Source organism: Opitutaceae bacterium (genome assembly GCA_015075305.1).
GTDB lineage: Bacteria > Verrucomicrobiota > Verrucomicrobiia > Opitutales > Opitutaceae > UBA6669.
Genome location: JABTUS010000008.1, coordinates 179,319 through 204,020, shown reverse-complemented (window position 1 = coordinate 204,020; position 24,702 = coordinate 179,319). Strand labels below are relative to the sequence as shown.

General features: G+C 61.9%; 15 protein-coding genes. 5 read left to right on the top strand and 10 right to left on the bottom strand.

What is annotated here, in order from left to right; all coding sequences use genetic code 11:
• Window positions 1-61: 61 nt before the first annotated feature.
• The 3 genes from HS122_16005 to HS122_15995 form a co-directional block, all read right to left on the bottom strand.
• A complete protein-coding gene (locus tag HS122_16005) occupies window positions 62-1,075 on the bottom strand; it encodes a metallophosphoesterase (GenBank protein MBE7539900.1) in 1,014 nt (337 codons plus the stop codon).
• 14 nt (window positions 1,076-1,089) lie between these two features.
• Window positions 1,090-3,891 carry a TonB-dependent receptor gene (locus HS122_16000; GenBank protein ID MBE7539899.1) on the bottom strand — a complete coding sequence of 934 codons (2,802 nt, stop codon included), beginning with the start codon at window positions 3,889-3,891 and terminating at the stop codon, window positions 1,090-1,092.
• Window positions 3,892-4,147: 256 nt separating this feature from the next.
• Window positions 4,148-5,341: a helix-turn-helix domain-containing protein gene (locus HS122_15995; GenBank protein ID MBE7539898.1), complete on the bottom strand. Its 1,194-nt coding sequence runs from the start codon at window positions 5,339-5,341 to the stop codon at window positions 4,148-4,150.
• A gap of 294 nt (window positions 5,342-5,635) precedes the next feature.
• Between HS122_15995 and HS122_15990 the strand changes: the two genes are divergently transcribed.
• Together HS122_15990 and HS122_15985 are read left to right on the top strand one after the other, a co-directional pair.
• The gene (locus tag HS122_15990) at window positions 5,636-7,180 is read left to right on the top strand and encodes a Gfo/Idh/MocA family oxidoreductase (protein MBE7539897.1); all 1,545 of its coding nucleotides are present in this window, start codon (window positions 5,636-5,638) and stop codon (window positions 7,178-7,180) included.
• Window positions 7,181-7,277: 97 nt separating this feature from the next.
• Window positions 7,278-8,153, top strand: coding sequence for a DUF2911 domain-containing protein (locus HS122_15985; GenBank protein MBE7539896.1), 876 nt, complete (start codon window positions 7,278-7,280; stop codon window positions 8,151-8,153).
• Between the two features lie 63 nt (window positions 8,154-8,216).
• Here the strand turns inward: HS122_15985 and HS122_15980 are convergent, their stop codons facing one another.
• The 4 genes from HS122_15980 to HS122_15965 all read right to left on the bottom strand — a co-directional run bounded on the left by HS122_15980 (window position 8,217) and on the right by HS122_15965 (window position 13,324).
• Complete coding sequence (locus HS122_15980; GenBank protein ID MBE7539895.1) at window positions 8,217-9,149, bottom strand: ThuA domain-containing protein; 933 nt, start codon at window positions 9,147-9,149, stop codon at window positions 8,217-8,219.
• A 132-nt stretch (window positions 9,150-9,281) separates the two neighbouring features.
• Window positions 9,282-10,142 carry an HDOD domain-containing protein gene (locus HS122_15975; protein MBE7539894.1) on the bottom strand — a complete coding sequence of 287 codons (861 nt, stop codon included), beginning with the start codon at window positions 10,140-10,142 and terminating at the stop codon, window positions 9,282-9,284.
• A gap of 113 nt (window positions 10,143-10,255) precedes the next feature.
• Window positions 10,256-11,404 (bottom strand): galactokinase, encoded by a 1,149-nt coding sequence (galK, locus tag HS122_15970; GenBank protein ID MBE7539893.1) that lies wholly within the window; start codon window positions 11,402-11,404, stop codon window positions 10,256-10,258.
• A gap of 126 nt (window positions 11,405-11,530) precedes the next feature.
• Window positions 11,531-13,324 carry an SMP-30/gluconolactonase/LRE family protein gene (locus HS122_15965; protein MBE7539892.1) on the bottom strand — a complete coding sequence of 598 codons (1,794 nt, stop codon included), beginning with the start codon at window positions 13,322-13,324 and terminating at the stop codon, window positions 11,531-11,533.
• A gap of 129 nt (window positions 13,325-13,453) precedes the next feature.
• Here HS122_15965 and HS122_15960 point away from each other — a divergent pair, with 129 nt between their 5' ends.
• The gene (locus HS122_15960; protein ID MBE7539891.1) at window positions 13,454-14,779 is read left to right on the top strand and encodes an amidohydrolase family protein; all 1,326 of its coding nucleotides are present in this window, start codon (window positions 13,454-13,456) and stop codon (window positions 14,777-14,779) included.
• A 53-nt stretch (window positions 14,780-14,832) separates the two neighbouring features.
• On the opposite strand, the gene rsgA is transcribed toward HS122_15960, so the two are convergent.
• Both rsgA and HS122_15950 read right to left on the bottom strand, forming a co-directional pair.
• On the bottom strand, window positions 14,833-15,936 hold the full coding sequence (gene rsgA / locus HS122_15955) for a ribosome small subunit-dependent GTPase A (protein ID MBE7539890.1): 1,104 nt from the start codon (window positions 15,934-15,936) through the stop codon (window positions 14,833-14,835).
• A gap of 13 nt (window positions 15,937-15,949) precedes the next feature.
• Window positions 15,950-17,287 (bottom strand): aminotransferase class III-fold pyridoxal phosphate-dependent enzyme, encoded by a 1,338-nt coding sequence (locus HS122_15950; protein MBE7539889.1) that lies wholly within the window; start codon window positions 17,285-17,287, stop codon window positions 15,950-15,952.
• Window positions 17,288-17,667: 380 nt separating this feature from the next.
• Here HS122_15950 and HS122_15945 point away from each other — a divergent pair, with 380 nt between their 5' ends.
• Together HS122_15945 and HS122_15940 are read left to right on the top strand one after the other, a co-directional pair.
• Window positions 17,668-21,765 carry a DUF1800 family protein gene (locus tag HS122_15945; GenBank protein ID MBE7539888.1) on the top strand — a complete coding sequence of 1,366 codons (4,098 nt, stop codon included), beginning with the start codon at window positions 17,668-17,670 and terminating at the stop codon, window positions 21,763-21,765.
• A 204-nt stretch (window positions 21,766-21,969) separates the two neighbouring features.
• Window positions 21,970-23,448 carry a hypothetical protein gene (locus HS122_15940; protein ID MBE7539887.1) on the top strand — a complete coding sequence of 493 codons (1,479 nt, stop codon included), beginning with the start codon at window positions 21,970-21,972 and terminating at the stop codon, window positions 23,446-23,448.
• Window positions 23,449-23,494: 46 nt separating this feature from the next.
• Here the strand turns inward: HS122_15940 and HS122_15935 are convergent, their stop codons facing one another.
• Complete coding sequence (locus HS122_15935; protein MBE7539886.1) at window positions 23,495-24,616, bottom strand: tetratricopeptide repeat protein; 1,122 nt, start codon at window positions 24,614-24,616, stop codon at window positions 23,495-23,497.
• Window positions 24,617-24,702: the final 86 nt, after the last annotated feature.

Sequence of the window (24,702 nt, the reverse complement as noted above, 5' to 3'; positions counted from 1 at the left end):
CGATGCGCCGCCTTCGCCAGGGCTCATCATCTCCCCGGCCATGAGTCATGATGCCTCCGCTCTACGGCATTGGCGGAGCGAGCTGAAATTCAAACGTGCAGGCGGGATCGGTCGATGTCTGATCCAGCAGCGGCGTGTAGTCGCGGACGCGCACCGTGCGCCCATCGGGCAGCATCTGAAGCAGGCGCAGCCATCCATTGCCGCCCTGCTCCGCATCCTGGTAGTCAACGAGCACCTGGTGAACGATGTTGCCCTTTATGCCCGTGCTGACGAGATGCGCGCTCGTACAAACGTGGCCGCTCAGCACGAGAACAAAGTTGGCATGGCGGGAAACCAGTTTGTCCCACATGTCTGCGCCGTCGTTGAAGCCCGCCGCGGACTTGCTCAGTTGCAGGTAGTGATCGAATCCCTTGTTCGGCCGCTTTTGGCCAGGGGTCGAAACCTGTCGGTCGAACCGCGTGCCATCCGCTCGCAGGTAGGCGTGAGTGATCAGCACTGCGGAGTGCTTCGGGTGACTCTGCACCACCTCATTGGCCCAGCGCAGCACGTCGTCTCGCGGACCAAATTCCAGCGCGAGCACGAGCCACTTTCTTCCCGCCGCCTCGAAGAGGTGCCAGCTGTTCTCGCTGCGGCCTGGCTCCTTGTCATAGACTCCGCCAAATCCACCCTGCGCACGGTACACGGAGATCGGAATCATCTCGGAAAAGAGTGATTCGCGATCCGTCGACTTGCCATTCAGCCCGATATCATGGTTGCCCGATGCGTAGATCGCCGGAAGGAGTCCGTCATAGACACGATGGGCGCGACGGGCGGCCAGCCATTCCTCGCGGTTGTTGTGCTGGGTTACATCCCCCACATGAAGGAGGCGCACGAGGTTGTACTTGGCGACATTCGCGGCGACCCAACCCGTCTGCAGCGTGTACAGCTCGGGCCGTTTCCAGACATACTTCTGGCTGTCGGGGACGACCACAAAGGTGACGCCTCCATCGACCGGTTCGGGCGGCACCGCCCAGAGTGCGCCTGCATGCGCAAGCAGGCTCAGGCATCCCAACCAACCACGAAACCAGCGATGCATCTTCATATGCCGCATCAGAAGTTGAAGTTCACGCCAAAGCGAGCCTTCCACTGGTAGATTTCATGGTCAAAATCCTGGCTGCGTTTGCCGATGTAGGTGACCAGCGGCTCTTCGTTCAGATTGAGGAACTCCCCAAATACCTTGAACTTCGAATTGATGCGATAGCTGATCTTTGCGTCCAAGGGCTGGCGGCCGCGGATGTAGAGATCGCTCGCCGCATCTCCGCCAACTTCGTCGAGAAAGTCCGAACTGTAGGACAAGGCTACTCGCGCCTCCCAGCCATACTTCTCGTAGAACAAGGCGATGTTGGCAATCCGGTCGGACTGCTTGAAGAACGGCAGCTCCTGAGTGCGGGTGAACAGTTTCGCCGACGAGTCGGTCAGCGTAAAATTGAAGTTGATGCCGAACCCGTCAAAAGGCGAAGGGAGAAACTTGAAGAACTGCTGGTAATTGAGCTCGAGCCCCGTGATTTTTCCGCTGTCCGCATTCTGCGGCTCCGTGGTCGTCACGCTGCTGAAGTTGATTCCCTCCAGGGTGACATTCGACTGGAAGACCTGGCGCGTGAAGACCGGGTTGTCGATTGTCTTGTGAAAAACACCCACGGAGGCGATGCCCGAGTTGCTGAGGTAGTACTCAAGCGATACATCGAAGTTCATCGCTTCATACGGTTTCAGTTCAGGGTTTCCACTGCTGATTGAACCGGTGAACGTCCCCCCGGTTGCATCGGCAATGGCGTCGATGACGCGACGCGGTGCAAGGTCGGTGTACCTGGGGCGGCTGATCGTGTTCGTCCATGCGGCGCGCAACACCCACTTGTTGGACGGACGCCAGTTGAAGTGCAGACCCGGCATGAAATTTCCATACGAACGCCCGCCCGTCACCCAACGATAGGTCCCGTCCGGCCTACGTTCATTCGCACCGTAGCTGCTGTCCGTTCCTTCGTAGCGTATGCCACCCAGGACCGTTGTCTTCGGATTGAGATCGATGCTGGCCATTGCATAGCCCGCCCACACATCCTCCGATCCGTCAAAATCACTTGCGGATGAATCCGCGAGGCTGGACGCCGAATCCGCCACGAAGCGGGTTGGATTGGCGGCATAGTAGGCTTGGTTGCCTTCAAGGTTCAACCGGGGACCAAACCGGAACAGTCCATCAAAATAGTCTGACACCTCCGGCAGCGACAGGCCCGAGTCCGCGAGTGTGAAGGCAGGCGAGGCCGCATTGAAGTTACGATTGGTTCGATCGTCGCTCTTGTCCCGTGTGGTCGCCTTGACTCCCACCTTCCAGAATCCCGGGCGTCCGGCGAACTGCGCATCACGCTTGTAGTCAATCTGACCGGTGGAGACTTTCTCCGATTCATCGTCCGAGCGGAAACGAACGCGCCGGAAGGGAAAGGTCGCCGGGTTGTAGTAGGCGTCGGTATTGGGTTTGATCACCAGGATCTCGCCCGTGCGATCGATCGTGTTGGCAAGTGCGGTCGTGCTGCCGGAGCGATATTCCCAGTCAACCCGTGTGGGGACATCGCGCTCACCCTTGCTCGTCCCGACCTGCCAACTGAGCTGTCCATCGGTGCCAACCGAATGTTTTCCCTCGAGGGAGACGGCGTCGATGGTTCCCGTCTGATGATAATCGCGGAACTGGCGGCTTGCACGTCCCTGGGAGTTGGCTCCACCCGCCGCAGTCTCATTGGTCGTCGTTCCACGACGGAATTCATAAAGCACGCTCTGCCGGCCCTCGTTGTCAGTGAACTCATTGTGATTGATCCTGAGCGCGAGTTCGTGGCCGGCCTTCGGCCGGAACTGCAACGCGACATTCGTGCCGATTCGCTCACGTTCCACATCGTAGTCGTAACTCTGCTGCTGGCTCGGGACGAAAAGGCCTCCGGTCGTTGTAGCCCACCCCCCAGTATTCACGGTCTGCGACTTGAACTGCTTCAATGAATAGCTGGCCGCGAGCACCACACCCCATTTCCGATCCGCGCCCAGGGTGCGACCATAACTGAAGCTCCCATTCGGCGTGGTTTTCCCGCTGAAGGTGTCGTAAAAGCCACCGACGCTTCCGAAGAAGAAGCCCTCGGGTCGATCGAATGCGCTCTGTGTGACAATATTAACGGAGCCGCCAATGGCGCTCCCATCCATGTCGGGCGTAACCGCCTTCACAACCTCCAGGCGCGATATCAAATCTGCGGGCACGGAGTCGAGGGCGATGCCGCGATTTCCCTGCTCCGACGGCGTGCCGATCAGCTGATTGTTGAGCGTCACCGTGTTCAACGCGGAATCGATGCCACGCAGCACGATGTAGCGCCCCTCATCCTGGTCGATCTCCACGGAAACGCCGGGCACGCGCCGCAGCGCCTCGGCTGCATTGCCATCGGGAAACTTGCCGACAGCGTCAGCCGAGATCGCATCGAGGATGTTGTTGGCGCTTCGCTTCTGCTGAAGCGCGCGGGCCTGCCCCTCCCGGGTGCCTTCAACCACGAAACGCCCGAGTTCCAGAACATCGGACTTGATGGCAACCTCCACCGGCGCCATCGCGGCTTCAGTCACATCGATCGCCTTGGTCAACGTGTCGAACCCGAGCGAAGATACCTCCAGGGTGTAGGTTCCAGCCGGAACATTGCTGAAACTGAACTCGCCGGATGCCGTTGTTGTTGTCGTGCGAGCCAGTTCGCGAAGCGTAACGGACGCACCGAGAATGTAGGAATTGGTTCCGGAATCGCGAACGCGTCCGGCGATCGAGGCCGCGGACAACACCGCAGCCAGTGAAAAAAAGCCAAGCAGGGAAACGAATATCCGACAGCGTCCGACAGCGGTCATGGAGAATACGGGGTTGAGGTTCTGTGTGACTGAGCAGATTCCCTTAAGACCGGAAATTCTTCCCATGTCAACCCAAGCTTCAAATTTGACGTGCCACCCTGGAACTTGATATAAAATACTACAACACAGCTTATTAACGAATTCTAATTCGTTGAAAAAGTAGTGTTATGGAAACGATTCAATAAATAGATGGGTTACACTTGGGTTAACCAAAACATGCCCCTGCATTCACCGCCTAACCGGGATCCAAGGGGCGTCAGCGATCCGGCAATGCGAAGTTTGCAAGCGGAACCGATGTCGTGTCATCCATCTCAACCGCAGAGAGATCTACCTGTCCCAAAGCTTGCGTGCCAAGGACCACGACGAACCGATTTTCACCGCACAGCGGTTTTATCTCCACCTCCAGCCCGGAAAAAACCCGGCCCACGTGGACGAGCTTCCGCTGGAACGTGAAGATTCCCTTCTCCGAAACCACCCTGGTCTCGGCATCCGCGGAGTAGGCAAATTCCGCAAATTCATCCGGCACTTCCCGCAGGCTGGGACGATAAAGGGAGATGGGCGCCCTCAACTGCAGGGACTCCTGAGTTTGGCCAAAATTGTGCCGGGTGCGCGCCTGTTCGAGGGCATTGAGCACCGCCTTCTCGTTCGCATACCGCTTCCCGCTCAGCCCGCTCATTGGATCCAGGCGCATCTGCCGCTCGACCGCCGGCCTCTGGTAGGCAGGCATGTCGGCGAGCCGCGCCATGAGCTGGCTTTGTTCCCGGCTCAGGTTCGCCGGCTGCACATCGCAAAAATCCACCCCTATGCCGAGGCGCATCAACCAGACGGTGAACGGTGTGTGCTCACGCGGGGACGCCAGCGCCATCCGCCACGGCATGCCATGGCGGCGCATGAGCGACTCCACTCCGGCGCGCAGATTCTCCTCCTTGCGAACAGGCGGAATCAGAAAGGCGCCAACGACAAAACGACTCACCTCATCCTCAACCCACGCGGGCACCATGGATCCCGAACCAGCAATGCGGATTTCAGCATGCAACTGTAGCCGCCACCGAAAGTTCGGTTCATACCGAACGGCGTCGGAATGCGCGCCTGACTCGGCGATCTGCTGCGCGACAACCTCCCTGCGTCGCCGGAGTATGAGGTCGACAGTGCTGGGCGCAGGCACGGGAGCGATGCCTCGCGCCTCCATCTCCGAGCAGATGCGAACCGCACTCCAGTCCGGATTTTCCGCGCGCAGCGCAATCGCCAGTTCCTCGACCGCCTCCGGTGTCTTGCGCGGCAGATTTTTTGGACGCCGGCTCTGTTCCACCAGACCCGCCTCGCCCTTGACCCGAAATCGATTCAGCCACTTGTAGCCCGTCTTCCGGCTGATGCCGAAACGAGCGCAGATTGCACTGAATGGCTCATGCCGTTTCTCGGCGAATTCCACGAACTCACGCCACATGGTCATGGCATCTGTCGTGCAATCACACGGAAATTTCAACTCCAGAATCCTGCAAGCGCCCCTGCGGGGACCAGATGGTGCGTCTGGCGGCGGAAATCCTGCGCCAAACTCCTGTTCAAACGCGGATAGCCGGCAGCTTGGTGAACGATCACACACAACTCCGCCAATTTCATTGCGGCAACGGTAATTCTGGATAGAAATTGAGGCAGCATATCCTTTTCCCCAAGATCCCCGGCCCGTATCCGCGGTTCATTCCGCTCCCTGCCGCCGGCCTCCCTTCACAATCCGCACATCCCACCCATGAAATCCTGGTCACGCAAAGACTTTCTCAAAGCCTCCCTTCTCGGCAGCGGTGCCGCCCTGCTGGGGAAATCATCCCGCCTCTACGGCGAGGGCAGCGCCGCAATTGCCAGCCCCGGCAGTGCCAATGGCGACATCCGCATGGCGATCGTCGGCATCCGCAGCCAGGGCAACGGCCACATCAAGACCTACTATCCGGGCTCGATGCCGGGCACGCGCATCGTCGCACTGTGCGACGCTGATGGCGACGTGCTCGCGAAACGTGTCGAGGAAACCGAGAAAGCCGCCAAATTGAAGGTCAAGGCCTATCGCGATTACAGGAAGCTGCTTGAGAGCAGGGACATTGACGCGGTTGTCATCGCCACGCCCAACCACTGGCACTCGCTCATGACGATCTGGGCGCTCGAAGCCGGCAAGGACGTGTACGTCGAGAAGCCCATGTCCCACAACATCTGGGAGGGCCGGCAGGCGGTCGAGGCCGCGCACAAGTTCGGCAATCGGATCGTACAGGCGGGCACCCAGAACAGATCGTCACTTGATATTCCCCGCGCGATCGAATACGTGCGCTCGGGAAAACTCGGCAGAATCCAGCTCGCGCGGGGTCTCTGCTACAAGGCCCGCGAGAGCATCGGCCTGCATTCCGGACCCCAGCCCGTTCCCGAAAGCATCGACTACAATCTCTGGACCGGACCCGCCGCTCTCATCCCCCCCCACCGCAACAGCCCCAAGAACGGCACCGTTCACTACGACTGGCACTGGTTCTGGAATTACGGCGGCGGCGACATTTCCAACCAGGGCATCCACCAGATGGACGTCGCGCGCTGGTTCCTCGGCGAGGAAGGGCTCCCCCCGTCCGTGATGACCTTCGGCGGCCGCTTCGGCTACGTGGACGATGCCGAAACCCCGAATACGGAAGTATCCATTTTCAACTACAGGAAGGCGCCGCTCGTTTTCGAGGTTCGGGGTCTGCCCATGAAGTCGGGAATGAAGGCCATGGATGCCTACCGCGGAACCCGCGTGGGCGTCGTCATCCACTGCGAGGGCGGCCATGTCCAGATTTCAGACAGCGGCACCTGCGGGATTTACGACAACGACAACAAGAGGATCGAGCAGTACCAGGACGGCGGTCTGAAGGAGCACCGGCTGAATTTCGTCGAAGCAATGCGCTCTCGAAAGCAGTCCGACCTGCACGGTCGCATCGAGAACTCCCACACGTCGACCAATCTCTGCCATCTCGCGAACATCTCGTATCTGGTTGGCGCCGAGAAGTCGGACGCCGAACTCGTCGCCGCAATCAAGGCGAGCCCCAGCCTCATGGAAGTCCACGGCCGCGTGGTCGAGCACCTGATTGCAAACGGGGTCAAGATCGACACCGCAAAGATCGTCAGCGGCCCCCTTCTGGAAATCGACAATGCGACGGAGCGCTTTGCCGGCGCAAACAAAGTCCTGTCCGACAAGGCGAACTCCTCGCTCCTCATGAAGCGCACCGGCCGAAAGGGCTTCACCATCCCGGAATACCAGTCGCACAGCGTGGCCGCAACCTGAGCGGACTCCACCCGCCGTCGAAGTCCCGCACCCGCGGGACTTTTTTTTGCACTGACCGCCCAATTCCAATCCAATCCCGGCTCCCAAGCCTCCCACCATGATCCTCCGCACAACACGTTTCCTGACCACCACCCTCATCGGAACGGCGCTCCTTGCCGCAGCCGTTTCCGCACAGGCTCCCGCGAGGATCGAATTCCCCGCCGCAAGCCCGGCCGCCTCGTTCAAGCAGACCGTGGGCATCACCGACATCGAGGTGATCTACTCCCGCCCCAGCATGCGGGGACGCACCATCTTCGGCGGTCTCGTTCCCTACAACGAGGTCTGGCGCACCGGCGCCAACCAGGCGACGAAGATAAAGTTCAGCACTCCCCTGAAACTCAACGGGACTCCGGTCGAGGCCGGCGCCTACGAGCTTTACACGATTCCCGGCGAGGCATCCTGGACCGTCATCATCCACAAGGACTCCTCCGCCTGGGGCGCCTACACCTACGACGCAAAGAATGATGTCGTCCGCATCCAGGCCCGGCCCGAAAAAACAGCGGCACCCGTCGAAACCTTCGCCATTGGAATATCTGAAAATCGTGACGGCGCCGCCACCCTCTTCTTCACGTGGGAACGGGTTCGCGTGCCGGTGAGCGTCGAAGTGGACGTGAAGGGCATGCTCCTGCCGCGAATTGAGGCGGTCATGGCGTCGAACTCAGACAAGAAGCCCTACGCTCAAGCGGCCCTCTTCAATCTGGACAACAATCTGGACCTGGACAAGGCGGTCACCTGGATCGATGCAGCGATCGCCGCCAAGCCTGAAATTTTCTACTACTCGTATCACAAGGCCCGCATCCTTGCGAAAAAGGGGGACAAGGCCGGCGCGATTGCAGCGGCGGAAAAATCACTGGAAGGCGCGCGCAAGGCCAAGGGACCGATCCGCGGGGAATACATCCGCCTCAACGAGGAGCTAATCAAATCGCTCAGATAACAGGCGAACTGGCTTCCCCACAATCCGGCCGTTCCGCGGAAGCCACCCTAACCGGTTCCCCTCTCACTTGGCGGCGGCCGGCTCCGCTTTCCTGCGCACCGGCTTCGCATCGAGATTCTGGTGGGCCTCCTCATCCGACACCGGAGCCGAGTTAACGCCGCCCGCAGGAACCTCAAGCTTCGCGAGCCAGACAAGCGCGTTGAGCATGAGACGGCGCTGATCGTCATTCTGCCAGTTCAGGTGGAAGTGCCCGCCGGTGAAGCCAAACCCGCGTCCGCCATCCGGGCGCTCCACCGCCCACATCATTGTCTCCCGGCGACCCTTCTCAGCCTGGATGTGCGCATACGGCCCCTTCGGCGAAACATAGGGACCATCCCGCGTCGCATCGGAAGGCGTGGCCACAAGAATATCCTTCACCCCCGCTTTCCCGTCGCGAAATCGTATGTTGAAATACCATTCATCTGTCGTCTTGAACGGTTTTACCCCGCGCGTGATGGGATGGCGGGGCAGCGAGGTGTAGTCGGCCTCCCAGATCGGATTGCAGGAAAAACCCGTTTCATAATAGCCGCCAATCCACTGCTTCCATTCCGGACCGCCACGGTCCGCCGGAACTTCCACGGCAAAATGCGCAAATCCAAGGCTCACACCCGCTGAGACCAGTTTCTTCAGCACGTCGAGCCGGTCATTCTGCAGCGCAATGTGCCGGGGACCGCCGTCGGCGTAGATGAACACGGCATCGGCTCCTTCAAACACCGCATTGTCATCAACCGTCCGTCCATCGACAACCTTCACAGGCCAGCCGTTCGTCACAAGCACGGTCTTGAGACCGGGAAACCCCTGCAGGCGCTTCTGCAGCAGCATTGATCCCGCCTTGAACTCGTGCATCAGCGGCGGATGACTCGCCGGGCCGGCGATCATGACAAGCTTGCGGTCAGCAGCCGCGAGCGTTGTTCCCAAAACAAGCGTCAATACAACGAGGCAGTTCTTGAGTATCATGGGGAGAGGCGGCACCAAGGCCCGGAGAGTGAGTCAGTCAATGCGCAGTTCGCCCGCATGTCGAGTGCGCCGGCAATTTTCCTGAGTCGTCTGCGGCGCAACGCCGCGCCGACCCGGGCCGCCGACCAGCGGCTAGTACAATCTCAGTTCGCTGCAGGCGAGCTGACTCTGCTTGCGCAACCCCTTCAGCCACTCCTCGAGGTCGGTCGCCTTCATCCCGGTCGCCGCCAGCCAGGCGCCTGACGGTTGATCCGGCACATCCGCCGAATGCATGCAGAGACACGAACGCGCCCAGCGCGCAATGGCGATCGTCATGCACAGCACGCGGTGCTCCTCGGGACACTTCTCAGGTTCGAGCTGAAAGCGCACGGCATTGCAGACATCCGCGGAAAATCCCCACATCTCAAGGAGCGCCGCTCCCGCCTCCGCATGAGAGTAGCCGAGCCAGGTTCTCTCCGCCGCAGCCGTGTCAAGCGGATAGCCCGCGGTCTCGATGTGGCGGGCGGGTGTCTGACGCACGGCATAGCGATCAATCACCACCAGGCCGAGACCATGCATGAGACCGGCCGAATAGGCTGAAACCCGGTCGACATCACTCTTCTCGCCGATTCCCGCCGCGGCAAGAGCACAGGTGACGGCGCGCGCCCAGAGGGACTGCGCATCGAGCTTGTAGGTGCCCAGCGGCCTGCCAACCATCTGCGATCCCACGGCAAACGTAACCAGTTCGTGGATACCGGACAGGCCGACGCGCTGAATGGCCTCCAGAATGTTGTCGACCTTCGCGCCCCGGCGAAAGACCGCGCTGTTGGCAATGCGCACGACCCGGGCCGACAGGCCGGGCTCGAGCGCCACCATGTCCCCCATGTCCACCAGCATGGCGTCCGGATCCGCAATCATCCGTTGAAGGGACTGCAGCACGCGCGGCGTCGGCGGAAGGTCATCGAGCTCCCTCACAAGGAGCTCAGGCGCCGGCGGCTGGTCGATCAAAGGCATGGATAGGCCACACATCGGCACACTCTCCCGGCGAATTAACCTCTCCCTCAGACGCGCACGGGCGACGGCGGGGTGCAACAGGACGCAGCCACGGGGAAATTGCTAAAAGCGCGTCAACCTCGCGTTACCACCCGGGCGCCCGGACCGGTCTTCAGATGGAGGTGGTCCGGTTTGGCGCCGAACGCATCAGCATAGTCCGCAACAACCTGCCTCGCATCATTTTCCCCGAACTCCTCAGAGGCGAGAGCCATGACCGCACCGCCGAAACCGCCACCGGTCAGGCGGGCTCCATGGACTGATCCGCGACGAGACAAGTCATCCACAAGGAAGTCCAGCTCCGGCGTGCTGTTTTCAAAAAGCAGCCGTGAACTCGCATGCGATGCCTTGAGGAGTTTTCCAACACCGGCAAGATCCGCGCGGCGCAGAGCAGCGACAGTCTCTCCGACGCGCTCAATTTCCTCAACCACATGGCGCGCGCGCCGGAAAATCAAGGGGTCCAGCGAAGATTCCCTTGCGATGAGATCTCGACGCGAAATCTCCGCAAGTTGCCCGACTCCCAGCGCCCTGGCCGCGGCCATGCATTCGCGGTGGCGCTCCGCATAAAGCCCATCCACCAGCGCGTGCCTGGTGTGGGTGTTGAACACCCAGAAATGCGCGGAACCCGGCAATGGCACCGTGTCGAAACGCGGGACACGGCAGTCTATAAAAACCAGTGCGTCCTCGCGTCCAAATCCGGAAACACCCTGATCCAGGATTCCACAGGGCACGCCGACAAAATGATTCTCCGCGTGGCGCCCAATCCTCACCAGTTGCTCCGTTGGAACCTCCTGGCCCGTGACCGCGAGGAATGCCAGGGCGGACGCCAGTTCCAGGGCAGCACTGCTCGACAGGCCCGCGCCGGTCGGCAGATCCGAGATCACGGCAAGATCAAACCCCTCGGGTGCACGCAACCCAAACTCCGGCATCGCGGCAAGCACGCCCAGCGGATAATTGACCCATCCCGACTGGCCACCCTGCCGGGGTAGTCCGGTGGCTGGCAGCGTGGTGATTCCGCCACCCAGCGCGCTGAAGAATCTTCGCGTCGCATCCGATCGTTTCGCGACCGCAACCCAGACACCGCGATCAATCGCCGCGCCAAGCACCGTGCCTCCGTTGTAGTCGGTGTGATTCCCGATGAACTCGATGCGACCAGGCGCCCGCGTGACCACGTCGGGACGGCGTCCGAATGTATCCTGAAAGAGTGCCGGCAGCTTTGTTTCCATCGTGAATCCTCCGAAATGCCCGCGCTCACCCATTCCCGTCAACGGGTTTCCGCGTCGAAACCTGGCATCAGGCCGGCGCCAGCAAGTCAGGCGGCATCGATTCCCCTGAGCGATGGCGCTCTGCGACTACAGGCGGGGAGGCGGAGGCTTGACGGGAGCAGCCCAGGCGTTCGCACCCTGGGTGTTGACCTTGCGACGGTAGACTTTGTCCCCGCAGGTGGCGTAGAGAATGTTGAACCCTTCGCCGCCAAAAACCAGGTGAGAAAGCCTGCCATTCGGTGTGGGAAGGATCGCGTTCACCCGTCCCGCCTGATCGCAAATCTGAATGCCCATGCGCGTCGCCACGTAGATCCGCCCCTCGCGATCACAACGAATGCCGTCGGCAAAACTCTGGTCCTCGGTGTCCGGCACATGCAGCCAGCAGTACCTCTGCCCTGAAGCGAGGGTCCCATCGGGCTGTACCTGAAAACTGTAGACCCAGTGGGAACGGAAGTCATTCACATAGAGAAACGACTGATCCGGCGAAAGTGTGATCCCATTGGCAGACCGCACGCCCTTGTCGACCACCTGCTTGCTCCCGTCCGGCCGGATGAGAATCACCTGGCTGGATTCCTTGTCCGTCACCGGTGGCACGGAAACGTAGATGTTTCCATTGTGCGCCACCACCAGATCATTGCCGAGTATGTCCGACGCCACCACCTCGGAACGTCCGCCGGCATCGTAGGCGACTATCTGCTTGTCGTCCCTGCACACGACATAGAGCCGCCCGTCGTTTCCAAAATGCTGGCCCGCCGCCCTCCGCGACTTCTCGACAAAAACCTCCGGTTTTCCCTCCGTCGTGATGCGGTAGATCCGACTCGAGGGGATGTCCGTGAAAAACACCCGCCCTTTCGCGTCAACCGCAGGGCCCTCCGCCCACTTGAAGCCCTCCCCAACAAGGTGCCAGTCCTCACCTGGGATCAGGATTTCCTGGAGCACGGCATTCTTCGTCGGTCCCGCAGGTCGGACGGGCTCCGGCCAGTTCCGCCACAGCCAGCGTATCGCATCGGGAAACAGGTATGTCCCGAACTTCCTGTTGTGCCCGCCTTCACCCCAGACATGCGAAACGTCGTACCCGGAAAACATGAGCGCCCGCTCAAGCGTCTGGTTCGCCATCCACCAGTCGCCCCCATAGATGTTCAGATCATTCGAGCCATCCACCATGTAGATCCGAATCGGCTTTGGTTCAGTTTTCCGCACAAGCGTCGCATAGCGGTCGCCCCCGCGCAGGCCGACGTACGTGCCCACGGAGCTGAAGACGCGCGTGAACGCATCGGGTCGCTCCCACGCGGCGGTGAACGCCGCTATCGCACCACTGCTGCTGCCCCCTATGGCGCGGTCATTTCCAGACTTCGACAGGCGTATGGGACGTCCATCTGGAGCGGACCTCTCCTCCACCGCGGGGAATACCTCGTCCAGCAGGTGGCGGGCATACGCATCTCCGAGTCCGTCATATTCAAAGCTGCGATTGAATCGAGGCACGGTCGCATTCGAAAGCGGCTTGACCACGCCCGGACGCACGAAGACGCCGATGATCACCGGCAGCTCGCCTCGCGCGATGAGATTGTCGAACACCACGGGCGCGTCCCACTGCACGCCGTCCTGGTTGACATAGACGCAGGCCCGCTTGTCCGGATTGTACTGCTTCGGCACATACACGGTCACTTCGCGCGACGTGCCGGGAAAAATTCTCGATTGCTCGAGGGTGAACTTGATCAGATCCCCGACCGGAACCCCCGCCTGCACTTGCGAGTCGGGATGCGCGGGATACTCATCCGCAGCGGGGCGGGCGCACGGGGAAACTGCCGCGGTCAGACAGACGGCGAGAAACACTGAAGCGGGACGCCTTGCGGAGGGCCTTGTCAGGGTGAGGGGATTCATCATGCCTTCGTACCAGCCCGAGCGAGAAACGCAATCGCGTCCGCTTCCGACGGCTCCACACCATGCTTGTCGTGCGGTGCCGGACGTGCGACCCTGCGGCTGTCTCCCCGATGGAGACAGCGCCACCCCATGAAACTCCATTGTCTTCGATTCGTTCTGCTCTCCCTGCCGTGTCTCGTCCTCCCGAACTTGGCCAGTGCGGACGAGGCCATTGCGTTCGTCAATGCCAGCGTGATCCCGATGGACCGTGACACGGTTCTGCCGCACCAAAGCGTCGTTGTTGTCGGAGATCGAATCACCGCCGTGGGTCCCATGGCGGAAACCGCGATCCCCGACGGGGCGCGCATCATCAATGCCGCCGGCAAGTATCTGATTCCCGGACTCGGGGAGATGCACGGCCACAATCCGCCAGCAGGTTCCTCCGAGTCCTACATTGAGAACACCTATTTTCTCTTTCTGGCCAACGGCGTGACCACCGTGCGGGGCATGCTGGGATGGCCCGGTCAACTCGAGCTTCGCTACCGTGTGAAGACCGGCAGACTCCTTGGACCCACGCTCCACCTTGCGGGCCCCAGTTTCTCCGGCACAACCGTGCACTCGCCCGCGCAGGCCGGGCAGCGGGTGCGCGAACAGAAGGCGGAGGGATGGGACCTGCTCAAGGTTCACCCGGGTCTGACGCGCGCCGCCTACGACGCCATGGCCGCAACGGCTGATTCGCTGGGGATCCGGTTTGCCGGGCACGTCCCCGTCGACGTCGGCCTGCAGCACGCACTGGAAATGGGTCAGGAATCCATCGACCACCTGGACGGTTACATCGAACACCTGCATGCCGAAAAGGCTCCGATTGACCCCGCCCGGCTCCAGGAGATCGTGAAGCTCACCCGCGAGGCCGGCGCCTGGGTTGTCCCGACCATGGTCCTCTGGGAGACAATCCTGGGATCGGCCTCCCTTGAGACGATGAGTGCGTATCCAGAACTTAAATACATGCCGGCCGCCGAGGTCCACCGCTGGACGTCGAACTACGAAAGGCGGCAGGGTGCCTTCACGTTCGACAGGGAGAAAGCCCGCCGGACCGCCGACAACCGGAAAATCCTGCTGCGCGCCCTGCACAATGGCGGCGTTCACATCGTTTTTGGAACCGACTCCCCGCAGCAGTTCAGCGTTCCCGGCTTTTCAATTCACCGTGAGATGAAGGCGATGGAGGCCTGCGGCCTCACGCCATTTCAGGTCCTGCAAACCGCCACCGCGAATGTCGGCGATTTCCTGAAGAAAGCGGACACTTTCGGCCTTGTCGCCGCCGGCCACCGCGCCGACCTCGTGCTGCTGAAGGAGAACCCTCTCGCCGACCTCGCCCACCTCCGCAATCCAGCCGGCGTGATGGTCCGCGGACGCTGGATCCCGGAATCGGAGATCAACGCAGGACTCGCAAGAATCGCAGCGGAGTCGAGGCTCTAGGCAGGCGACGCCCCCGCGTGAAATCCAGTGTGGGATTGCGCAATTCGAACCGCTCAATCCTCTTCCTGGTGACGGTACCGGAATGGCTTCGCCCCATCCTCCCGCTGACGCCACCCCGGCTTGCTGGCCAGGGCGGACGGCCTTCGATGGACGCGAGCGCGCGCTTCCGTCTCGTCCTTGAGTTTGCGGTAGGCAACCAACCGATCCTCTGACAGCTCCCCAGAAGCGATCGCCTCGCGCACAGCACAGCCTTTCTCGTTCTCATGCCGGCAGTTGGTGAAGCGGCAGTGGAGCGCCCGGTCGACAATGTCGGCGAACGACTCCCCTACCGCCGCATCGGCATCCCAAAACTGCAGTTCCCGCAGTCCGGGGGTGTCGATCAGCAGGGCGCCCGAACGCGTCAGCACAAGTTCACGCCGCGTCGTCGTGTGACGCCCCTTGCTGTCGCCCTCCCTCACTTCACCAACCGGCAGCGCATCCTCCCGAAGCAGGGCATTCACCAGGCTCGACTTTCCGGTCCCGGACGAACCGACAAACGCGAGAGTGCGCCCGCGCAGGACATGGCGCTCCTGCAATGCCTTCAGTCCCCTGCGCGTCTCCGCGCTCGTCAGGTGGATCGTCACTCCGGGAGCCGCCTCCGCCACCGCTTCCCGCAGGGCTTCCGCATCGTCGGCGAGGTCACTCTTGTTGAGCAGCACCACCGGCTCCGCCCCGCCTTCCCGCACCGCCACGACGAAACGCTGGATCCGGCGCAGGTTGAAGTTGTTGTCGAGACCGCAGACCACGAACACGGTGTCCACATTCGCCGCCACGATCTGCTCCTGCTCCTCCGTTCCGGCCGCGCGGCGGGACAACTTTGTGCGCCGCGGAAGCACCACGCGAATGTCGACCCTCGAGCCATCCGGGCGGCGCGTCACTCCAACCCAGTCGCCGATTGCGGGAAACTGCCCGGGCGTGCGCGCCAGATGGAAAAATCCGCCGCCGCATTCACCCAGCATCTCGCCGGAATCGAGCTGCACGGCATAGAAGTTCCTCCTCAGCTCGCAGACCACGCGGGCCGGCTCCATCCCCGCAGGCGAGTGCGGGGCGAACACACCGGCGAGCGCGTCTGTCCATCCAAAGTCCGAGAGGCTCATCGCGGCATCCTTCTCCGGCATCGCGTCCGCCCGACTACGCGGCGCGCAGCGCCTCATCCAGAACCGCCACGATGAAATCCGCATCGGCGCGCGTGATGCACAGCGGCGGAGTGATGCGAAGCGTGTTGCCCCAAAGGCCTCCCTTGCCGATCAGGAGCCCGAGCTCGCGCGCCCTCTCGAAGACGGCCGCGCACGCCTCCTTTGCCGGCTCCTTTGACTTTCGATCCTTCACCAGCTCCACTCCGAGCAAAAGACCGAGTCCCCGAACCTCTCCAATGAGGGAGTGCCGTGCAGCCAGTCCCTCCAGCCCGGCCTTCAAGTGAGCCCCCACCTCAAGGCTGTTCTTCTGCAGCTCCTCCCTGTCGATCACCCGAAGCACGGCCCGTCCTATCGCGCAGGAAACCGGATTGCCTCCAAAGGTGTTGAAATGCGTGCGCGAAAGCATCGCCTCGGAAATGCGCGGCGTGGTCACGACCGCGGCAAGAGGGTGGCCGTTGCCGATGCCCTTGGCCATCGTCACGATGTCGGGCAGCACGCCCTGGGTTTCAAAACCCCAGTAATGCGATCCCGTGCGGCCGAACCCGGTCTGCACCTCGTCACAAATGCAGACGCCTCCGGCGGCTCTCGCATGCGCAAAGGCATGCCGCAGGTATCCGTCCGGATAGACCACCGCACCCGCAACGCCCTGAACGGACTCGGCGATGAAGCCGGCGATGCGACCCGAGGTTCCAAATTGAATGAGCGACTCCACGTCCGCCGCATACTTTCTCCCTGCCTCGGGATCATCTCCGCCAAAGGGACCGCGATAGGTGTCCGGCGCCTGCGCATGCTGCACCCCGAAATTGTGGGGCACATTGTACTTCCAGGTGCTGTGGGAGGTGAGTCCCATGGTGCCGGTCGTGCCGCCATGATAGCCGTTCCTCAAGGCGATCATGTCATAGTTGCCGGTGAAGGCTCTCGCCATAAGCATGGCCAGATCGTTGGCCTCCGAGCCCGAGTTGACAAAGTAGACCACCTTGAGCTCGCCCGGCAGTTTCGCGGCCAGCTCCTTCGCATACAGGGCCGGCTCCGGATTCAGATAGATGGACGTCGTATGGGAAATCATCCCGTTCTGCAGGTTGGCCGCCGCCACAACCTCCGGATGGCAGTGCCCCAGACCCACGGTCACAATCCCGCCAAAACCATCCAGATACCTCCGACCGGTTTCATCAAACAGCCACTGCGCGCGTCCTTCAACGATCATGAGCGGCTTCCGGTAGTAATGGAAGATCACCGGGTTCAGATACTGTTTCCGCAGGGCAAGCACCTCCTCCGCGGAAGAGCCGCGGTATGGCTTCGGAATGTATGAACTTGGCGGAATGACGGGCACCATGCGAAGGCAACGCTACCCGGGACCACCGGTCCGCGACAGGAAAAAGTTTCGCGCGTGTCGGGCGGCCGGAGCCAGATCCGCACGCGTGAGTCAATCCAGCATTTGCCGGTCTTTCCTCCAGCCGCGACCTCTCAACGGCACGGATTTCGCCGCGCAACTCCCCAGGAGATCGGGCGAAATCCCGCAGGCTCCGCGACCGCTGTTTTCGATCGCCGGAATTGTTTTCGAATTATCAAAAACGGCGCGGGGATGCGCGCGCTTTAATCCTTTTTTGACCGGCTCCGGCCGTTTCGAGCTCCCCTTGGACACGGGTGTGAATCAGTCATCGATGCATGAAAGGGAATCGCGTATCCATTCCACACCTACCGGCCCTCATGCTGATGGCATTCGTCTGGAGTGCATCGGCGGCGCCCCACCCCGACCGTCTCGGAAATCTCTCCTCCCGCGCGCACGCCGGCACTGGTCCGCGGTCCATCGTGGCCGGATTTGTGGTCGGGGAGGGCCCTGCAAAGCAGGTGCTCATCCGCGCGGCCGGCCCCAGCCTCTCCCAGTTCGGACTGGAGGCCACGCTTCCCAGGCCAAAGCTCGAACTCTACGACAACAGCGGGACAAAGTTTCTTGAGAACGCGGGCTGGACGGTTCCGGGTGGAGAAGCCGCTGCGATCGCCGCCGCCTTCAATGCCGTCGGAGCATTCCCCTTCACCGGCAGGGATGATGCGGCGGTCCTGGTGACCCTTTCGCCCGGAAGCTACACAGCGGTCGTGAGCGGAGCCGATGGCCGCGAGGGTGTTGCGCTCGTCGAGGTCTATGACGTGTCCGGTCCCGCGCGCCTTATGAATCTGTCAACCCGGGCCGAGGTCCGGGCCGGTGCCGAAATCGTCATCTCGGGCCTCGTCATAAGCCCTGGCTCTGACAGCCGCCGGCTTCTGGTCCGAGCCATGGGCCCGTCTTTGGCGGAGTTCGGAGTCCCCGACGCACTTGCCGATCCCATCCTTTCAATCAGGAATTCCCGCGGAATCGAGATCGCCGCGAATGACAACTGGTCGGACAACAATGGCTTGAGCTCCGTCTCCAGCGCGCTCGCTTCCAGCGGCGCCTTTGCCTTCGCGAGCTCCGCCTCGAAGGACGCGGCACTCGTGGTCGATCTTGCGCCGGGAAGCTACACGATGGTCGTCAACGGAGCCGCCGGAAGCACCGGGATCGCGCTCGTCGAGGTCTATGACGTGACTGCCCCGGGAATACCCACCGTCAGTGTCTCCACCGATTCCCTCACCAGCAGCACCAGGAGGAATCTGCTTGGATCCTTCACGATCACGCGCACCGGTTCGCTGGGGGAGGCGATGACGGTGCACTACACCATGGAAGGAACCGCCAATGCGGGAATCGACTACGTGGGAGTCCCCTACAATGTCGTCATCCCGGCAGGGTCCCATTCCGTGCGCGTTGAAATCGAGGCAATAAACGCGGCGACACCACCGCCGTGGGCACAGCCGCGCACCGTGGTGCTGCGCCTGCTTCCCAACGAGCACTACAAAGTCAGCTTCGAGCCGGCGGCGGAAATGACGATCGGGAAACCACCGCCCATTCCCACGCCGACTCCGACGCCCACGCCGACGCCTTCACCGACCCCTTCGCCCACACCAACTCCGTCGCCCACACCCTCGCCTCGACCGACCGCCACTCCAACGCCGACCCCCACTCCCACGCCGACCCCCACTCCCACGCCTTCACCTACACCGACGCCCACACCGTCGCCCACACCGTCGCCTACACCATCGCCTACACCATCGCCTACACCGTCGCCTACTCCGTCCTCAATTCCGTCGCCGACACCTACTGTCCCGCCGATACCTACACCGACACCTTCCCCGCTTCCCACGCTACGACCCACTGCCACTCCCACACCATCTCCGTCTCCCACGCTGCGGCCCACCTCTGTGCCGACCGCGACACCGACGCCTCCGCCCACCTCGATTCCAACGCCCTCACCCACCCCACGCCCGACGACCATTCCAACCCTGCCGCCGCAGCCGACGCCGACACCTACTCCGTCCCCAACTCCCACTCCGGGCGTCACGCCCACCGGCACCCCGTCTCCGACTCCCTCTCCCTCACCCACTCCAACCGTCTCGCCTGCCACCGTCAGCATAAGCGCAACAGCGGCCACTGTGAGCTCCGCAAGCGGCTCACCCGCTTCCTTTCAATTGGTCAGGACCGGGTCCGTCCAGGCTCCTCTCACCGTATCCTTCACACTTCAAGGAAGCGCCCGGCCAGGCATTGACTACATCACTCCTCCTTTGACTGCGACGTTTGCCGCCGGCCAGGGGAGCGTCCTCTTGAACGTCACACTGGCGAATCCAGCCGATGCCGGCGCCTCGACACGAACTCTGACGGTGGCCCTCGATTCCTCCAATGCCTACAATCTGGGGGCGCAACCGTCCGCGACACTCACGCTGGTGTACGAATCCGGCGGCCTTTATGTCGCAAGCCTGCGTGTTCCCTTCTTTTCCACCGGTTCCACAGCATCCGGTTCCGCCAGTCTCCAGATGAGCCCCGATGGAACGTACGGCACGGTCAACGTGAACTTCTTCGGACTCTCTTCGCCGCAAACCGTGGCCTACATTCGTCTCGGTGACAAGAATCAGGTCGGCGTCGAAATGGTCCGGCTTCCGAACGGCCAGGTGACCGGGCTGCGCTGGACCTTCCGGGCATCGGGCAACCTCTCGGTCGCCGATATTCTGGCCGCGCTGCAGGATGGACGCATCTTCGTATCCGTGCAGACCGAACTTCTGCCGACGGGTGAACTTGTGGGCTCGTTTGTTCGCTCGACGGGTTCCGCGGCCTTCGTCCCCCCCGTACCCCCGCCCGCCGTTTCCAATTCACCACTGTCCGCAACCGATGCCTCGCGCTTTCTGACCCAGGCCACATTCGGTCCCACACTCGGAGAAATCGAAAGTCTCACCGGAAAATCCCAGGCCGATCTCAACGCATGGATCAGCGCCCAGTTTGCGGTGCCCGCCTCGTCGCATCGCACCGAGACCCAGGCCGACTTTGACGCCTTTGTCAGGACGCCGGAGAAGACAACCGTCGGCTCCAGCAGCCGCAACTACGCCTGGTGGAAAATCGTCGTGAAGGGACCGGACCAGTTGCGCCAGCGCGTCGCCTTCGCCCTCAGCCAGATATTCGTCGTCTCGGAGGCCAACGACGCGATCCCCGCGGTTCCGGTCGACCTGGCCGGCTACTACGACATGCTGGCGCAGCACGCGTTCGGGAGCTTTCGCACGCTCCTCGAGCAGGTTTCACTCAGTCCGGTCATGGGTGTCTACCTGAGCCACCTCCGCAACAACAAGGGCACCTTCAACGCCCAGGGAATGCCGCTCACCTACCCGGATGAGAACTACGCGCGCGAGGTCATGCAGCTCTTCAGCGTCGGCCTGAACCAGCTCCATCCCGACGGCTCGCTCGTGCTCGACTCGGCGGGAGCGCCCATACCCGTCTACGACCAGCAGACCATCGCCGAGACCGCCAAGGTCTTCACCGGCTGGGGTTTCGCCTCAAGCGCCACCAACCCGAGCTTCTTTGGAGCCGCCAAGAACTACGCCCAGCCGATGCAGTTGTATCCAAACTATCACGACAACTCATCCAAGACCATCCTCGGCGGGCGGATCCTCCCGGCGAACCAGGGTGGAGTTCTGGATCTGAGGGACACGCTCGACACGCTCTTCAACCATCCGAACACGGGGCCATTCATCTGCCGGCAGTTGATCCAGCGCCTGGTGACCAGCAACCCGAGCCCGGGCTACATCTATCGCGTCGCCCAAGTGTTCGCCAACAACGGCGCTGGTGTCCGAGGTGATCTTGGCGCCGTGGTCCGTGCAATCCTTCTCGACCACGAAGCCCGTTCCTCAACGAAGGCCGGCGCCGTCGATTTCGGAAAGCTGCGCGAACCGCTGCTGCGGGCGACATCCCTGCTTCGTTCCCTCGGAGGCGATTCCAACAGCGGTCGCATTCCGATCAGCGCCAGCAATACGGACAACAGTCTCGCACAGACCGCGCTGAATTCTCCCACGGTGTTCAACTTCTACATTCCCTCCTACATACAGGCGGGAGCTCTTGCGCGGTCGGGCCTGGTCGCGCCTGAATTCCAGATCCTGACCGACACCACGGCGATCTCGACACCCAACTTTCTGCGGAGCTACATCTACGCCAGCCGCCCGACCGCCACAAATGCCGCCAGCCAGACGGTTGGCCTGCTTCCAGACGCGGCCACTCTCGCGCTCACAGCGACACCGCACGTCCTCGTCGATCGCCTGAATCTCCTTCTTGCGGGCGGCTCCATGGGTTTGCGCGACGTCAACCTCCTCACCGCCGCCATCGAGCGCATGCCTGCGGCGACGAGTGATTCAAACCGCCTGGAACGCTTCCGTTCGGCGGTCTACCTCATGCTCGTGGCTCCGATGGGGGCCGTCCAGAAGTAGCGGCATCCGCCTCGGTTCGGGACTTTCTGCCTGCCGGAGTGTCAAGCCTTTCACCGGCTGACGCGTTTCACCGCGCCTTATTCCTGCCGCATGAGCCACAAAACGCTTGCGGCACAAATGCCACCGGGGCAGAAAATCCCAGGATGACTGCTTCCTCCACGGAGACCATCGACACCGTGCCCGACAGTCGTCAACTCGCACACAATGGCTAAACCTCGCGCCGCTTTCCGGCCCGCAGCCCTGCTCAGCGCCCTCCTTTTTGCGTATTTTACCGCCAGTGCAACCGTCCCCCTGTACAAGCTCGGTGACGTTGCCGACCAGGATGTCATCACGCCCGTCGCACTCACGGTTGTCGATCCTGTGGCGACAGGGAAACTGAAGGAGAAACTGGCGCAGGAAGTCCTTCCAATCCTGCGCTTCAACCCCGGAAAAGCGGAGGAGCTTGAGCAGCGGTTGAGGCAGGAGCTCGAAACGGCCAAGGGCAACTTTCTCACCACGCTTCGACACGCGCTCAATGGTCAGCCTGCCACAGATCTTGCGGCAACCTCCCCGGCATACGTCACCGCAGTCAGGATAGTATCCGCGGAATCTCCCGCCAGCCTCCCACTCCCGCGCTTTGCACCCATCTGGCTCAAAGGCGGGAGTGATCACCTCCTGATTGCGGGCATCCTTCAACCGCTGAAGGAGGTCATGCTCCAGCCAATCGTGGCCTCCAAGACTGACTCAACGATCCCCTCCAACCAGAGCATGCAGCTTGTCACGGTGGCGAACCTGAATGAATCCCCCGAGCTGAAGGACCTCGAAAAGTCCTCCACTCGTATTGCCTCGGGAAGGATCCTCAGTCTGTGGCGCGCGCGGCGGCTGGTGGAGACGAGCTACGCACCTGGACAGGAGGATCTGGCGCGATTTGCGGCAGGTTTTGTGGAGGCAAATGCCGCGGCTGACCCGGCTCTCACCGAACTCCTGAGAGCCAGGAAGCAAGAGGGCGTTGCCGCCAACACTGTTTACGAGGCCGCGCAGGTTGTCATACGAAAGGGACAGAACATCGATCAGAAGGCGGTCAGCGTGCTGGCTGCCCTGCGGGAAAAGAGCCTCATCGGTACACTGCAATCACGACTCGATCAGGAGCAAACCATTGCGGGTCAGATCAAGAGCCAGACCAAGTGGATCGTCGGAAGCCTCGCCTTCGTGTGCCTCTCGCTTCTGCTCGTCCTCTGGCGGCTGCGTTCCCGCCCTTCTCCGCCGGCCCTCCCGGGTTCAACTCCGGAAATGCTCCTGGGAGCGGAGGGAAGGCTCTTGTCGGACGGAAACAACTCGGATGTCTGGCGAAACCGCGCCTTGATCGCCGAGGGGCGTGCCGATCGCGCCCACCAGGCGATCCGATCCGGTGTCCTGGGCTGGATGCGCGAGAAAGTCTTCCAGACGTTGTTCCGCCAGCGATCCGAACTGCTCAGCGTCCAGCAGAAGGCTGAAGTGGAGATGGGCGAACTCGAACAGCGGCTGGAATCCCTGCACACCCCGCTTCAGGAGCGCATCCGCGCCTACGAACAGCGAATCGAGGAACTGGAACGGCAACTCGCCGAAAAAGGCGAGGCAAACCGTGAACTCATCGGGGCCCGCATAGCCGTGGCGCGCCAGCACCTGAGCGTCGAGCGCGAGCGAAGCCGGTTCAACCCCGATTGAGGTGCCTCGAGTCGCGGCAGCAGGACTCCGACGACCCGTTGAAAATTCACGCGGAGTCCTCCGCGGTGTGGAGCGCCTGCTCGTAACACCGCAACGCGTCATCGTAGCGTCCCAGGCGATTGTAAACCCCTCCCTTGTAAAGAAAGGCCAGGGTCAGTTTGCGATCAGCCTCAATCGCCCGGTCATAGCACCAGATCGCCTCCTCGTCGCGCTTGAGGCGTTCAAGTGCGGAACCTTTTCTGACCAGCGCCTCCGCGTGTTCCGGATTGATCTTGAGGATCTCCTCGTAACAGGAAAGCGCTTCACGCGCGCGATTGGCGCTCAGCATCTGGCGCCCCTTCCCCAGCAGAAGTGAAATTCTTGGGTCCACATCCGCGACTGTCGAAGCCCCCCCCACTCCAGGTCTGGTCGAAAGTGATTCAGAGGGGCTTGTGGACGCCGCGCCCCCGCTGCCGTTCGCGTGCGAGGCCGCGCCAATTGCCAGTGCATCAGAACTCGAAGGCACTGGCTGCTGGGTCGCAGTATGTTCCAGCTCCATGACCCGCTGCTCCACGCGGTCTATGACTGACATCAATCGTTGATTCGACAACTCCACCGCCTGATCCAGCGCGCCGAGCGCAAGTGCCGGTGTGCTGGGAGCCGGCAATGGAACGGGTGTTGACGTGCGGGCAGCGACTCCGTCGATCACGCGACTGAGAGCCCGCCATTGAAAAAATGGAACAAGCAGCAGCGCCAGCACCCCCAGGGCCCCAAAGATGGAAGCGACCCAGATGAAGGTCCTCTGCGACTGCTTCATCACGGCCTCCTGGCTTGCCCTCTCCGCGGAGAGGCGCGCCGCATCGACGAGCTGGCGCTCTCGCTCGGTGTCCATCGATGTCTTGATCGCATCCAGCTTCTCGTTGAGTGCGGCAGCCTGTATGCGCGCCGCCGTTTCAGCCTCCACCCGGCTGTTTGCAACCGCCATCTGCGTGGCATGCAATTGTTCACGAAGCTGAATATACGAACGCAGGAGCTCCGTTTGATTCTGCTCCTCCGCCACTTTTGACTGGGCAGACGGCGCCTCGGCTCCCTGCTGGCTTTGCGCCACTGCCTTTTGGACGGGCAACAGAGAAATTCCCAGCGCGAGCAGGTGGCTGATGAGTCTGGCCGGCCTCAAGAACTGATTCATGTCCGTCTATCGACGCAGGCTGAAATTCCACCGCGTGATGTCAAGGTGCCCCGGACCTCTACGTAATAATTTCAACAAACCCGGGT